The 14,512-nt window shown below is 70.6% G+C and carries 11 protein-coding genes and 1 pseudogene; 5 read left to right on the forward strand and 7 right to left on the reverse strand.

Annotated elements, in window-relative coordinates; all coding sequences use genetic code 11:
• Positions 1 to 277: 277 nt before the first annotated feature.
• Complete coding sequence (locus ACZ43N_RS09170) at positions 278 to 1,279, forward strand: TerC family protein (protein WP_468096136.1); 1,002 nt, start codon at positions 278 to 280, stop codon at positions 1,277 to 1,279.
• 117 nt (positions 1,280 to 1,396) lie between these two features.
• A pseudogene (locus tag ACZ43N_RS09175) lies at positions 1,397 to 1,574 on the forward strand (ionic transporter y4hA); the annotation flags it as partial.
• 19 nt (positions 1,575 to 1,593) lie between these two features.
• Here ACZ43N_RS09175 and ACZ43N_RS09180 read toward each other — a convergent pair.
• On the reverse strand, positions 1,594 to 2,871 hold the full coding sequence (locus tag ACZ43N_RS09180; protein WP_468096138.1) for an MFS transporter: 1,278 nt from the start codon (positions 2,869 to 2,871) through the stop codon (positions 1,594 to 1,596).
• Between the two features lie 123 nt (positions 2,872 to 2,994).
• Complete coding sequence (locus ACZ43N_RS09185) at positions 2,995 to 4,041, reverse strand: S66 family peptidase (RefSeq protein WP_468096140.1); 1,047 nt, start codon at positions 4,039 to 4,041, stop codon at positions 2,995 to 2,997.
• A 102-nt stretch (positions 4,042 to 4,143) separates the two neighbouring features.
• On the opposite strand from ACZ43N_RS09185, the gene aroQ reads away from it, so the two are divergent.
• Positions 4,144 to 4,617, forward strand: coding sequence for a type II 3-dehydroquinate dehydratase (aroQ, locus tag ACZ43N_RS09190; protein WP_468096141.1), 474 nt, complete (start codon positions 4,144 to 4,146; stop codon positions 4,615 to 4,617).
• A 153-nt stretch (positions 4,618 to 4,770) separates the two neighbouring features.
• Here the strand turns inward: aroQ and ACZ43N_RS09195 are convergent, their stop codons facing one another.
• The 3 genes from ACZ43N_RS09195 to ACZ43N_RS09205 form a co-directional block, all read right to left on the reverse strand.
• Entirely contained in the window at positions 4,771 to 5,031 is a 261-nt protein-coding gene (locus ACZ43N_RS09195; RefSeq protein WP_468096142.1) for a hypothetical protein, read from the reverse strand.
• A gap of 342 nt (positions 5,032 to 5,373) precedes the next feature.
• Positions 5,374 to 6,030: an MBL fold metallo-hydrolase gene (locus ACZ43N_RS09200; RefSeq protein WP_468096144.1), complete on the reverse strand. Its 657-nt coding sequence runs from the start codon at positions 6,028 to 6,030 to the stop codon at positions 5,374 to 5,376.
• A 36-nt stretch (positions 6,031 to 6,066) separates the two neighbouring features.
• Positions 6,067 to 6,783 (reverse strand): maleylpyruvate isomerase family mycothiol-dependent enzyme, encoded by a 717-nt coding sequence (locus tag ACZ43N_RS09205; protein ID WP_468096146.1) that lies wholly within the window; start codon positions 6,781 to 6,783, stop codon positions 6,067 to 6,069.
• A 223-nt stretch (positions 6,784 to 7,006) separates the two neighbouring features.
• Between ACZ43N_RS09205 and uvrA the strand changes: the two genes are divergently transcribed.
• A complete protein-coding gene (gene uvrA, locus ACZ43N_RS09210) occupies positions 7,007 to 10,045 on the forward strand; it encodes an excinuclease ABC subunit UvrA (RefSeq protein WP_468096147.1) in 3,039 nt (1,012 codons plus the stop codon).
• 90 nt (positions 10,046 to 10,135) lie between these two features.
• On the opposite strand, the gene ACZ43N_RS09215 is transcribed toward uvrA, so the two are convergent.
• Positions 10,136 to 11,047, reverse strand: coding sequence for a carbohydrate kinase family protein (locus tag ACZ43N_RS09215; RefSeq protein WP_468096148.1), 912 nt, complete (start codon positions 11,045 to 11,047; stop codon positions 10,136 to 10,138).
• 108 nt (positions 11,048 to 11,155) lie between these two features.
• A complete protein-coding gene (locus ACZ43N_RS09220) occupies positions 11,156 to 12,121 on the reverse strand; it encodes a hypothetical protein (protein WP_468096149.1) in 966 nt (321 codons plus the stop codon).
• Between the two features lie 501 nt (positions 12,122 to 12,622).
• Between ACZ43N_RS09220 and ACZ43N_RS09225 the strand changes: the two genes are divergently transcribed.
• Complete coding sequence (locus ACZ43N_RS09225; protein WP_468096150.1) at positions 12,623 to 14,056, forward strand: ABC transporter substrate-binding protein; 1,434 nt, start codon at positions 12,623 to 12,625, stop codon at positions 14,054 to 14,056.
• Positions 14,057 to 14,512 lie beyond the last annotated feature (456 nt).

A 14,512-nucleotide genomic window follows, 5' to 3' on the forward strand; every position in this document is an offset into this window, starting at 1 on the left:
CCCTCCCTTCATCAAGACCTAGTAAAGCGATATGACCTGCGGGTTTGGTACTTCCTTTGCCTGTATCTTTACCTTCTCTTGGTGAATGGGTATGCTCTGACGGGCGGAGGGGAGTACTCCCTGCTTGCTGCGGCGTACCCGTCAATACGGATCAGACAGATCCCGGGGCGTCGGCCCGGCGGCACCAGGCGTTGTGGAACGCCCTGGAGGACCGGGTGGAAGAGACCTCCGGTAGCGATGACGCTGCAATTTGCCGTTACGTACTGCCGGAGGCGCAGTGGATGTTTCCACGACCCTGTGGGTCCTGACAGTGGTGGGCCTTGCCGCCCTCATCGCGGTCGACTTCTTCATCGGCCGCAAGCCCCATGACGTGTCCATCAAGGAAGCCGGGATCTGGACGATCGTCTGGATCGTCCTCGCCGTCCTCTTCGGGCTCGGGCTGCTCGTCTTCGCCGGCGGCCAGCCGGCCGGAGAATTCTTCGCCGGCTTCATCACCGAGAAGTCGCTGAGCGTCGACAACCTCTTCGTCTTCGTCCTGATCATGGCGAAGTTCGCGGTGCCCTCGCAGTACCAGCAGCGGGTCCTGCTCGTCGGTGTACTGATAGCCCTGGTGCTGCGCGCGATATTCATCGCCGCGGGCGCGGCGATCATCTCCAGCTTCGCCTGGGTCTTCTACATCTTCGGCGCGTTCCTGATCTACACCGCCTGGAAGCTGATCCAGGAGGCCCGTGCCGACGAGCCGGAGGAGGAGTACGAGGAGAACAAGCTCCTCAAGGCCGCCGAGAAGCGCTTCGGCGTCGCCGACCGCTACCACGGCACCAAGCTGTGGATCGAGCAGAACGGCAAGCGCGTCATGACGCCGATGCTGGTCGTGATGCTCGCGATCGGCACCACCGACGTGCTCTTCGCACTGGACTCCATCCCTGCGATCTTCGGCCTGACCCAGGACCCGTACATCGTCTTCACGGCCAACGCGTTCGCGCTGATGGGCCTCAGGCAGCTGTACTTCCTCATCGGCGGCCTGCTGAAGAAGCTGGTGCACCTGTCCTACGGTCTGTCGGTCATCCTCGGCTTCATCGGCGTGAAGCTGGTGCTGCACGCGCTGCACGAGTCCGGTGTCCATGTACCCGAGATCTCCATCCCGGTCTCCCTCGGTGTGATCTGCTCGGTCCTGATCGTCACCACGATCACCAGCCTCATGGCCACCAGGAAGCAGGCGGCGGCCGAGGCGGAGCAGCCGAAGGCCGAAGGCGCCGAGAAGGACAGCATCGAGGCCTGACGGCGCCCGCCGCACAGCACAGCAAGGATCGAAGGGGCCCCGCCCACCGAAGACGCGCATCCACGGCGTCGACCGGAGTGCGGGGCCCTTTCACATCTGAAAGGGCCCCGCATGCCCGCCTCGCTCTGGCTCTCCGGTCCGCTGGTCCTCGGCCTCGGCGCCACCCATCTGGTGCTGCTCGCCCTGACCGTCGTCGTGGCGTCGCCGGCCGTGGTGCCGGGGCGCGACGCCGCTCCAGGGCGGGGTGCACCTGGTGCTGTTCGCGGCGTACCTGGAGCTCGCGGTGACCCCGTAGCCGGGCACCCCCCGCCCGCTCAGGCCGCGGTGGGCTCCGCCGCCTCAGCGGCGGCCTTCGGGACCGGCCGGGTCTCCGGCAGCAGTGTGAAGCAGCCGAGGCTCAGCAGGGCGATGCCCGTCAGATAGGCGCCGACCCCCCAGGGCACCCGGCCACCCTGGGACACGGCGGTGGCCACGATCGGCGTCAGGGCGCCGCCGAGGACCCCGCCGAGGTTGTAGCCCACCGCTGCTCCCGTGCAGCGCACCCGGGGCTCGTACAGCTCCGGCAGATACGCGGCGATGACGGCGAACATCGTGACGAACGCGAGCATCGCCACCAGGAAGCCGAGGAACATCAACAGGGGCTCGCCGGTCGACAGCAGCGCGACCAGGGGGAACATCCACAGCACGGTGGCGGTGCAGCCCGCCAGGCACATCGGTCGCCGCCCGTACCGGTCGCCGAGCACGGCCACCAGCGGGGTGAGGGCGCCCTTGACCACCACGGCACCCATGACGCACGCAAGCATGACGGTACGGCTCACCCCGAGCCGCTCGGTCCCGTAGGCGAGGGACCAGGTCGTCACCGCGTAGAACACCGCGTACCCGATGGCGAGCGCCCCGGCCGTCAGCAGGAGCAGCCGCCAGTGGCCGCGCACCACCTCGACGAACGGCACGCGCGTGTGGTCCTCGATCTCCAGGAACCGGGGGCTCTCCACGAGCGACGACCGCAGCCACAGCCCGGCCACGGCCGGCACACCCGCCGCCCAGAACGGCACCCGCCATCCCCAGGAGGCGAACTGGGCGTCCGTCAGGGTCGCCGACAGCGCCAGCGTCACCCCGTTCGCCAGCAGAAAGCCCACCGCGGGGCCGATCTGCGGGAAGCTCGACCACAGCCCTCGCCGCTCGGGCGGCGCGTGCTCCGCCGTCAGCAGCACCGCTCCGCCCCACTCCCCGCCGAGCCCGAGCCCTTGCAGGAAGCGCAGGACGAGCAGGAGGAAGGGGGCGGTGACACCGATCGAGTCGAAGGTGGGGACGCAGCCGACGGCGACGGTCGCGCCGCCGGTCAGCAGCAGGGAGGCGACGAGGACCGGTCGCCTGCCGTGCCGGTCCCCGATGTGCCCGAAGAGCACCGAGCCCAGCGGCCTGGCCACGAAGCCGACTCCGAAGGTCGCGAAGGCCGCGAGGGTGCCTGCCACCGGCGAGAACGTCGGGAAGAACAGCGGTCCCAGGACGAGGGCCGCTGCCGTCCCGTAGACGAAGAAGTCGTAGAACTCGATGGCCGTCCCGGCGAGCGAGGCGGCCGCGAGCCGCAGCATGGAGGGCGGTCTTACCGTGCGTGCACTGTGCATGCCGCGTCAACTACCCACCGTGACATGCGGTCACGGGGGCGTGCGGAGGCCCGTTCGACGTGCGGGTGTCCCAGGAGGCGTCAACCGTGCTCAGTAGGTCACGGTGATGCGCCGGGCGGGACCGTCCACCCGGATTACACCGCCATAGGGAGTGACGACCTGCGGATCGGTGTGCCCGAGATCCACGTCGAAGACGATCGTGGTGTCCGGGGCGTAGACACGCATCGCGCGGAGCACCGCCTCCCGCTGCCCTGCGGCGTAACGCCCGGCCTCCTCCGGGCCGTTGGGCTTCTCGAAGGACCAGGTCTTCGGGCGGCCCATCAGGAGCGCGGAGAAGCGCCCGAGCAGCCCGCGCTCGCCCATGTTCCGCAGCGTCCGGAAGACCTCCTCGCCGCTCGGCAGTTCCTCCGAGGTCTCCAGGAAGAGCACCCCGCCGTCGAAGACGGACGGATCGCGCGGCACCTCGCGATCCGCCATCAGCAGCCAGCCCAGGATCTCCAGACAGCCGCCCCAACTGCGGCCTTCCACCACGCGGTCGGCGTTCACCCAGGTCCATCCGGCGCCGGGCCAGCTCTGCGGCTCCGCGCCGAAGGTCGCCGGGTCGGCCCAGTCGCGCTCGATGTCGTTGAAGCGCTCGGCGGGCCGCAGTTCGTACGGCCCCGAGGTGAACAGCGCGGCGCGCAGCGACTCGGCGGTCACCGGGTTCATGGCGCCGGGCCTGCCCAGCGCGGTCATCACGGTCCCGCCGTGGTAGCCGACGATCCCGGCGTTGTAGAGGAACGCCAGCAGGTTGGTGTTGTCGCTGACCCCGAAGAACGGCTTGGGGTTGGCCCGGATCAACTCCCTGTCCAGCAGGGGCAGGACGGTGATCTGGTCGTCGCCCCCGATGGAGGTGAACACCGCCTTCACCGCCGGGTCGGCGAAGGCCGCGTGGACGTCGTCGGCCCGCTCGCGGGGCGTCGCGCCCATCGTGCGGGTCGTCGGGTACTCGACCGGTTCGAGTCCGTACTCCTCCCGCAGCCGCTCCAGCCCGAGTTCGAAGGGCCGGGGGAAGAGTCCGGGCAGACCGGCGCCGGGTGAGATGACGGCCACCCGGTCGCCGCGCGACGGCTTGGGGGGATACATGGGCATGGTCATGACGGGAGGCTATGGCCTCTGCTCAGGTCCTCGCACCGTGATAAACCGGGTCCGAGCAGCGGCCCCCCCGCGGGCCGCCCACCCGAAAGGACCGGAGGAACCGTGCCCCGCAGCCTCGCCAACGCCCCGATCATGATCCTCAACGGGCCCAACCTCAACCTGCTGGGCCAGCGGCAGCCCGAGATCTACGGCTCCGACACGCTCGCCGACGTGGAGGCCATGTGCGCCAAGGCCGCGGCCGCGCACGGCGGCACGGTCGACTTCCGGCAGTCCAACCACGAGGGCGAGCTGGTCGACTGGATCCACGAGGCACGGCTCCACCACTGCGGGATCGTCATCAACCCCGGCGCCTACTCGCACACCTCCGTGGCGATCCTGGACGCCCTCAACACCTGTGACGGCCTGCCCGTGCTGGAGGTCCACATCTCCAACATCCACCGGCGGGAGGCGTTCCGGCACCACTCGTACGTCTCGCTGCGCGCCGACGGCGTCATCGCGGGGTGCGGGGTGCAGGGCTATGTGTTCGGTGTGGAGCGGGTGGCCGCGCTGGTGGGCGCGGGGAAGGCGGAGGCGTAACAACCGGTCGCCAGGAGCACACACACCCCTCACCTACGGACCGACCGACGGACGGACCGACCGACCGACGGACGGACGGACGGACGGACCGACGGACGGACGGACGGACCGACCGACGGACGGACCGACCGCTCCGGACGGCACGGCTCGTGGTCAGCGCTTCACGGGCGGCCCCACTCCACGGTCCGTCGCAGGAAGCGCCGTGTGCGCTCGCTCCTGCCCCGGATCGCCGAAGATCTCCTCGGCGGTGCGGCGTTCCCACGGCGTGTGGTTGAGGCCGCGCCCCACGATGACGTCGGTGGCGCGTACGGAGTCGCCGTGGGCGGCGACGTCCGTGGCCCGACGGGGCCGGGCGCGCTTGTAAGCGCTCCCGTAACGAGCCGTGGCGCGGAGGGCGTGGCTCCCGCCGGGCATGCCGACGTCGTCCGCGCCGTCCCGGCCCGGCTCCTCCTTTGCGCCGGCACTTGACGCTAGGGGTGCCGCCCCGCATGAACCCTTACACAGGGCACCGTGGAGAGCGCTTGAGCGGCGCACGGGCGGGGCCGCCGGCCGAGGGCGGGGATAGGGAGGCCGGCGGCCCATCCGCACGGGAGCTGTCATCCCGTGCGGACCTGTCTTCCAGTGGACTACGCCAGGGCGTGCGCCGGGAGCGCGCGCGTGACACCGGTGTGTGCGTTCGATTCACACGGGGCGCGTGAGGGTACGACTCGCCCCCCGGCCATACGGCTCAGCAAACGCCGTACGACGCAAGGGCGTTCACCAGCCCCGTGCGTGCCACTCCGGCAGGTGCGGGCGTTCGGCGCCGAGTGTCGTGTCGTTGCCGTGGCCCGGGTAGACCCATGTCTCGTCGGGCAGTGTGCCGAAGATCTTCGTCTCCACGTCGTGGATGAGACTGGCGAACGCCTCGGGGTCCTTGCGGGTGTTGCCCACACCGCCCGGGAAGAGGCAGTCCCCGGTGAACACATGGGGATGCCCGTGCGGGTCGTCGTAGACCAGGGCGATCGAACCCGGTGTGTGGCCCACGAGGTGGCGCGCGGTCAGCTCCACGCGCCCCACCCGGATCGCGTCGCCGTCGTCGACGAGCACGTCGGTCGGCACCGGAATGCCCTCGGCGTCGTCCCGGCCCGCGTACGTACGGGCGCCCGTGGCAGCCACCACCTCGGCGAGGGCCTGCCAGTGGTCGCCGTGCTGGTGCGTGGTGACGACGGACGCGATCCCGTCGTCACCGATCAGCGTGAGCAGGGTCCCGGCGTCGTTCGCGGCGTCGATCAGCAGCTGCTCGTCGGTGGCCCGGCAGCGCAACAGATAGGCGTTGTTGTCCATCGGGCCCACCGCGACCTTGGAGATCATCAGGTCCGGCAGCTCGTGCACATCCGCAGGGCCGCCGACCTTCACCGCTCCGCTGTACGTCATGGCCGTCAGTCTAGGCCGCGGGCGCATCCGCGGCCGCTACAGCGCGGGCAGTGACGGCAGGGTGCCGCCCTCGACGCGCAGCGCGCTGCCGGCGCGCCGTCCGGCGAGCCAGCCGAGGAGGTCGGCCTGGCGGCCGGTGACCATGAGCGTGTGGCCGCCGCTCCCGAGCTGCTCCTCGGTGAGGCCCTTGACGGCTCCGGTGAAGAGCAGCCGCCCGTCGTCCTGCTTGATCGTCACCGCGGGGACAGCGGGGTGGTCGCGGAACCGCTCGGTCAGGAAGTTGATCTCGCGCTGGGCGAAGTCCTGCGGCAGGTCCTCCAGCTCGTACCCGATGTCGAGGTCCACATGGTGGAGCTCCACCTCGATCCAGCGCCGGAACGGCACCCGGGACGCCGCATCCGTGACCCCGTTGCGCAGCTCGACCGTGCGCGACCAGTCCGCGGGAACGGAGGCGGCCTCCTGGAAGCGCTTCGCGCTTTCGCGCAGGTCGGTGAGCTGAGTCTCCAGGGGGCGGGGCGCATCGCGCTCGATGTCGGCGTCCCGGGCCTCGGCGGAGACGTACATGGGACGCCCCTCGAGGACGTTCACGATCGCGTCCGCGTTGCGGGCGAGGTGGGCGAGGACATGGCCGCGGGTCCAGCCGGGAAGCCGTGACGGCTGGGTCACAGCCGCGTTGTCCAGCTTGGCGACTGCGGTGAGGAGCCGCTCGGTCGCTTCCTGTACAGAGTGCAGGTCACGCACGTGAGAATTCATGCCGCCGACCCTAGCTCCGCCACCCCTTCGGGTGAAGGTGGCGGACCCCGGACCATAATCGAATGCACGTGCTATATGGTCGAGTCCTGCGTCGGGCATGCTGGAAGGCCCGGGATTGTTGTGGAACGGGGAAACAGGACCGGCGCTGTCAGTGGCTCCCCCTAGTCTGTGAAGGACGGGGGCTCCGCTCCTGTCACTTCACTCAAGAAAGGTGCGGACCGGCGTGGCCGACCGTCTCATCGTCCGTGGCGCGCGCGAGCACAACCTGAAGAACGTCTCGCTCGACCTCCCACGGGACTCGCTCATCGTCTTCACGGGCCTGTCCGGGTCGGGCAAGTCCTCGCTGGCCTTCGACACGATCTTCGCGGAGGGGCAGCGCCGGTACGTCGAGTCGCTGTCCTCCTACGCCCGGCAGTTCCTCGGGCAGATGGACAAGCCGGACGTCGACTTCATCGAGGGTCTGTCGCCGGCGGTCTCCATCGACCAGAAGTCGACCTCGCGCAACCCGCGCTCGACGGTCGGCACGATCACCGAGGTCTACGACTACCTCCGGCTGCTCTTCGCGCGCATCGGCAAACCGCACTGCCCCCAGTGCCGCCGCCCGATCTCCCGCCAGTCGCCGCAGGCCATCGTCGACCGGGTGCTGGAGCTGCCCGAGGGCAGCCGCTTCCAGGTGCTGTCCCCGCTGGTGCGCGAGCGCAAGGGCGAGTTCGTCGACCTCTTCGCGGACCTCCAGACCAAGGGTTACAGCCGCGCGCGGGTGGACGGCGAGACCGTCCAGCTCTCCAACCCGCCCACCCTGAAGAAGCAGGAGAAGCACACCATCGAGGTGGTCGTCGACCGCCTCACGGTGAAGGACTCCGCCAAGCGCCGGCTCACCGACTCCGTGGAGACCGCCCTCGGCCTGTCCGGCGGCATGGTCGTGCTCGACTTCGTCGATCTCCCCGAGGACGACCCCGAGCGCGAGCGCATGTTCTCGGAGCACCTGTACTGCCCGTACGACGACCTGTCCTTCGAGGAGCTGGAGCCCCGCTCCTTCTCCTTCAACTCGCCCTTCGGCGCCTGCCCCGACTGCACCGGCATCGGCACGCGCATGGAGGTCGACCCGGAGCTGATCGTCCCGGACGAGGACAAGTCGCTCGACGAGGGCGCCATCCACCCCTGGTCGCACGGCCACACCAAGGACTACTTCGGCCGCCTCATCGGCGCCCTCGCCGACGCGCTGGGCTTCCGGACGGACATCCCCTTCGCCGGTCTCCCGCAGCGCGCGAAGAAGGCACTGCTGTACGGCCACAAGACGCAGATCGAGGTCCGCTACCGCAACCGCTACGGCCGCGAGCGGGTGTACACCACGGCCTTCGAGGGCGCCGTCCCCTTCGTGAAGCGGCGGCACAGCGAGGCCGAGAGCGACGCCAGCCGGGAGCGCTTCGAGGGCTACATGCGCGAGGTGCCCTGCCCCACCTGTGAGGGCACCCGTCTGAAGCCGATCGTCCTCGCGGTCACGATCATGGAGAAGTCGATCGCCGAGGTCTCCGCCATGTCCATCAGCGACTGCGCGGACTTCCTGGGCGAGCTGAAGCTGGGCGCCCGCGACAAGAAGATCGCCGAGCGGGTGCTGAAGGAGGTCAACGAACGACTGCGGTTCCTGGTCGACGTCGGCCTCGACTACCTCTCGCTGAACCGCGCGGCCGGCACCCTCTCCGGCGGTGAGGCTCAGCGCATCCGTCTCGCCACGCAGATCGGCTCGGGACTCGTCGGCGTGCTGTACGTCCTCGACGAGCCCTCCATCGGTCTGCACCAGCGGGACAACCACCGGCTCATCGAGACCCTGGTCCGGCTGCGCGACATGGGCAACACGCTGATTGTCGTCGAGCACGACGAGGACACCATCAAGACCGCCGACTGGGTCGTCGACATCGGCCCCGGCGCCGGTGAGCACGGCGGCAAGGTCGTGCACAGCGGCTCCCTGAAGGAGCTGCTGGCCAACGCCGAGTCGCAGACCGGGCAGTACCTGTCGGGCAGGAAGGCCATCCCGCTGCCCGACATCCGCCGCCCGCTCGACCCGACCCGGCGGCTCACCGTGCACGGCGCCCGGGAGAACAACCTCCAGGACATCGACGTGTCCTTCCCCCTCGGCGTCTTCACGGCCGTCACGGGCGTCTCGGGCTCCGGCAAGTCCACGCTGGTCAACGACATCCTCTACACCCACCTGGCCCGCGAGCTGAACGGCGCGAGGAACGTACCGGGACGGCACACGCGCGTGGACGGCGACGACCTCGTCGACAAGGTCGTGCACGTCGACCAGTCGCCCATCGGCCGCACCCCCCGGTCCAACCCGGCGACGTACACCGGCGTCTTCGACCACATCCGCAAGCTGTTCGCCGAGACCACCGAGGCGAAGGTCCGCGGCTATCTGCCCGGCCGCTTCTCCTTCAACGTCAAGGGCGGCCGCTGCGAGAACTGCGCGGGCGACGGCACCATCAAGATCGAGATGAACTTCCTCCCGGACGTCTACGTCCCGTGCGAGGTCTGCCACGGCGCCCGGTACAACCGGGAGACCCTGGAGGTCCACTACAAGGGCAAGTCCATCGCCGAGGTGCTGAACATGCCGATCGAGGAGGCCACGGGCTTCTTCGAGGCCGTCCCCGCGATCGCCCGCCACCTCAACACCCTGAAGGACGTCGGCCTCGGTTACGTCCGCCTCGGCCAGGCGGCGACCACCCTCTCCGGCGGTGAGGCGCAGCGCGTGAAGCTCGCCAGCGAGCTGCAGAAGCGCTCCACCGGCCGCACGGTCTACGTCCTGGACGAGCCGACCACCGGACTGCACTTCGAGGACATCAGCAAGCTGCTGAAGGTCCTGTCCGGCCTGGTCGACAAGGGCAACACGGTCATCGTCATCGAGCACAACCTCGACGTCATCAAGACCGCCGACTGGGTCGTCGACATGGGCCCCGAGGGCGGCGCCGGCGGTGGCCTCGTCGTCGCCGAGGGCACCCCCGAGCAGGTCGCCGGGGTCCCGGCCAGCCACACCGGCAAGTTCCTGCGCGAGATCCTCGGCGCCGACCGGATCAGCGACGCCTCACCGGTGAAGGCATCGCGCAGGGCCACCGCCAAGAAGGCGGTCGCCGCCGGAGCGACGGCCAAGAAGACCGCCACCGCCCGCACCACCAGGACCACCGACGGCGCGGCGGCCAAGAAGGCGGCCACGGCCACGAAGAAGGCGACTCCCGCGAAGAAGACCACGCGGGCGCGCAAGGCCTGACCTGCCGGACCCGGAACAACGGTGTGCCCCGCGGGAACCTCCCCGCGGGGCACCGCCCGTTCCACCTCCGACGCGCGGGCACAGGACGCGTCAGTCCCCCTCCACCTCTGACGCGTACGGCGGTTCCGCGCCCGCTCGGGAGCAGGTGACGGCCGCCGCGCGTGCGGCGAAGCGCAGCAGCCCGGTCCAGTCCTCGGCGGTGAGAGCGGTGAGCGAGGCCGCGGACAGGGCGTCACCCGCGGACAGACCGTGCAGGAGGGCCGCGTTCACCGTGTCACCGGCGCCGATGGTGTCGACGACATCGACCTTCTCACCCGGCACGGAGTACTCGGCCCCGTCACGGGTGTAGGCGGTCAGGCCATCCCCGCCACGGGTGACCACGACGGCCGACGGCCCGGAGGCCAGCCACTGGTCAGGGGTGCCGCCCAGCCACTCGGCGTCCTCCTCGGACAGCTTGAGCAGCGACACCGAGGGCAGCCAGCTCTTGAAGCGGGCACGGTGGGCGGCGGCATCGGGGATGAGCCCGGCCCGGATGTTGGGGTCGAGGGCGGTGAAGACACCCCGGGCCGCGGCGCCGTGCAGCAGCTCCTCGTACGCGCTCGCACCCGGCTCCAGGACCAGCGAGCAGGTGCCGAAGGAGACGGCGCCGGTGCCCGCCGGGAGGCGCTCGGGTACCTCGAACAGACGGTCGGCGCTGCCCTCCCCGTAGAAGGAGTACCGGGCGGAGCCGTCCTCGCCGAGCGAGGCCAGCGCGAGCGTCGTCGGCTCCGGGCCGCGCTGCACGGAGGTCACGTCCACACCGGCCTCGCGCAGTCCGGCCAGCAGGGCTTCGCCGTACACGTCGTACGACACCCGGGAGCAGAACGCCGTGGGGGAGCCGAGCCGGCCGAGCGCGACCGCCGTGTTGTACGGCCCGCCGCCGCGCGCCGGCCGCAGATCCGCGAGCGGACCCGAACCCCTGGGAACCAGGTCGATCAGGGCTTCACCGGCGACGACGATCACGGACGGGTCCTTTCTGGGAAGTCTCCGCCGGAAGGTACCTCAGACCCTTGCGCCCGCTGACGGGCGGCCCCGGCCGAGTCCGGGAAGGGGGCACCCCGGACCGTTCCCCTACTCCCAGTCCCAGCCGATGCCGACGACACCCGTGCGCACCCGGGGCTCCACCAGGTGCACGCAGCGGTGCAGCCCGCTCAGCGGGAGGGGCTGCCGCCCGCCGCGCGTGGCGGCCGCCGAATGCTGGCTGAATCGGTGGCAGCGCGCCGGCAGCGCCCGCTCGTCGAAGCGCACCTGGAGGGCGTACTGCCCGCCCGCCGACCGGAAGCCCCGGACGTACTCGGTGCATACCCCGGCCGTTCCGTCGTCGACGCCGTAACGGAACAGGAACGTGTCGCCACTGCGCAGCCGGGTGTCGAAGAGGAACTCGGCGACGAGGACCCCCGCGTCGTCGTCCCAGCGCACCCGGCCCCGGCGGCAGTTCTCCAGGGCACGGACCGCCATGCGTTCCGGCACGCAGCCCGGGTCGCCGTGATGGACGGCCACATAGCGGTCCACGCCGTCCCTGTGGGCCCGCACGATGTGCTGGGACTCGCGGCCCAGCAACTCCCGGTGCGCGCCGACGCGGACCCTCTCGTGATGGCCGATGGTGTGCACCCCGCCGTCGAGCGGCGAGCCCAGCTCGCCGAGGAGACGCCCCAGGACGTCCGGGGCCTCCACGAGGGAGCGGTAGGAACGCCCGGCGCCGCGGCCCGGCCCGGAGGGCTCCGCCGACAGGGCGAGCAGGCGGATCAGCGACTCGTCCGGAAGCCGCAGGATCTCCTCCAGGGCCCGCACCGCCCGCAGCGACTCGGGGCGCTGGGGGCGCCGCGCGCCCTGCTGCCAGTAACTCAGACTGGTCACGCCGACCTTGACCCCGCGGCGCGACAGATGGTGCTGCACCCGCTGCAACGGCAGCCCGCGCGCGGCGATCGCCGCGCGCAGCGCGACATGGAAGGGACCACCGCGCAGGGCCGACTCCAACTCCGCCGTGTCGACGTCCGCGGTCGCCGCGACGTCGGCGTGCTCTGTGGCGTGCCGCATGGAGAAGCCTTTCTGTGAGTGCGCGTCGGCTGGTTGCACCACGCGTGGGCCGGCCGGGGCGCCCCGCGGAGGCGCGGGGCTCTCGGCGACCGTCCGTCTTCACATCCGTACGACGGCGTTCCCCGCCCTGAGTTCCTCCGCATTGAAGCGTGTTGACAAAGTCCCGACAACACCCGGGACGGGACATGGCCGGACACCGACGGCAAGATCCTCAGTGTTCCGCAGGCCCGGGACCGGACCCCGGCGGGTCGCGCGACGCCCGTCCCGACAGCCTCGACTTGTGAAGGAATCCCCGCGCCGGAGCGTCCGCGACCGGTTCCCCGGAGGCCGTTCAGCGAGCTCCCGCCGACGAGGTGGTGTCCGGCAGGACGACAACCGGCGCCCGGTAGCCGGAAAGCGCTGTCCCTGCCGGTCCGCCGTCACTGGGAATGTGCTGATGTCCTTTGCCGATTCGGTCCTTTCCCCCTCACCGAGGGAATCGAACAAGCCACGGGGAGTAGCATGTCGCTGCCCTGGGGCCGAGGTGGCCCGGTCGAATGGGAGTACTACGCGATGAACGCGTCGCACAACGGCGTCGGGAGACGTCAGGTCCGTCGTGCCCTGCTGGCGGGAATGTCGGCGGCGGCACTGCTACTGGCCGGATGCAGCGCCGAGGACGACCGGCCGGCAGGGGGCGACAAGGCGGCGGGCGACACGACCTGCGACGGCAGGATCGACGGCACCGCACACATCACCCTGTGGTTCCACGCCGGGCAGAGCGGTGAACAGAGCACTCTGCGCAGCCAGGTCAAGGAGTTCAACAAGGCGCAACAACAGGTGCGCGTCGAACTGGTGACCCTGCCCGAGCAGCGCCCCTACACCGAACTCGTCCTGTCCGCGGCGGCCAGCGGCGATCTGCCGGACCTCCTCGACTTCGACGGCCCGAACCTCTACAGCTACGCCTGGTCCGGCAAGCTCAAACCGATCGACTCCTGCGTGCCCGCCGAGGTCCGCGACGATCTGCTGCCCTCGATCCGCCGGCAGGGCACCTACGACGGCCGGTTGTGGGGTGTCGGAACCTTCGACTCCGGGCTCGGTCTGTATGTACGGCCCTCGGTGCTCCGCAAGGCCGGGATCCGGATCCCGAAGGGCCCGGAGGACGCCTGGACCACCGACGAGTTGACGCGGATCCTGCGCAGACTGCGGGCCGAGGGGTACGAGGCGCCGCTCGACCTCAACTTCGTCGACTCGGCGCACCCCGACGAGTGGAACACCTATGCCTTCGCCCCGGCCGTGTGGTCGGCGGGCGGCGACCTCATCGATCCCAAGGGGTTCCGCACGGCTGACGGCCACCTCAACGGCCCGAAGGCGGTGAAGGCGCTCACCACCCTGCAGAGCTGGGTGAAGAAGGGATACGTCGACCGGGACAAGGACAAGAACGCGTTCGTGAAGGGGCGCACTCCGCTCTCCTGGATGGGGCACTGGAAGTACGGCGAGTTCAGCGCGGCGCACCCCGGGGACGTGGCGATCGTGCCGCTGCCCGACTTCGGCGCCGGCACCGTCACCGGGATGGGGTCCTGGCAGTGGGGCATCCCCTCGGGCGGCGCGGACGGCGACGCGGTGTGGCGTTTCCTGGAGTATCTGCTGCGCCCGGAGCAGGTGCTGAGGATGAGCGAGGCCAACGGGGCGATCCCGGCGACGGAACGGGCGGTCGAACTTTCCACGAAGTTCGACGAGAACGGTCCCGAGCGGCTGTTCATCGAGCAGTTGCGCAGCGGTGTCGCCCGGCCCCGGCCGCAGACGCCCGCGTACCCGGCGATCACCCAGGCGTTCTCCCGCGCGGTCGCCGACATCGTCTTCGCGGGGGCCCCGGCCGAGAAGACGCTGGACGCGGCGGTGGAGGACATCAACAAGGACCTGGCCGCGCACGACGGTTACCCGAAGAGTGAGCCATGACCGCCGAAGCGGCGCGGGCACCTGGACCGCCGCCCGGTCCAGCGGGATGCTGAAGGCACCGCGCAACCCCGTTCATGAGGGTCCGCGCCGACGAGCGGCGACCTGATCGAACGTTTCTCCGTCGAGCGGCCGGCGGGGACGCAACGGGCCGCGGGCGGCCGAAGCGCGGACGACGCCGCCGAGCCGGCAAAGGCGGAACACATGTACGCGACCAACGACTCCGGGGCCGTCCCTCGGGACAACTGCCCCACCACCCAGCACCCGTGAGCCCCACCATGCGCCGCACACCCTCACCGGACCGAGCCCCGGACGCCCCCGGGCCCGTCGCCCCGTCCTCTGGGCCCGTCGCCCCGTCCTCTGGGCCCGTCGCCCCGTCCTCTGGGCCCGTCGCCCCGTCCTCTGGGCCCGTCGCCCCGTCCTCTGGGCCCGTCGCCCCGTCCTCTGGGCCCGTCGCCC

The organism is Streptomyces sp. NPDC030814, from assembly GCF_055572155.1.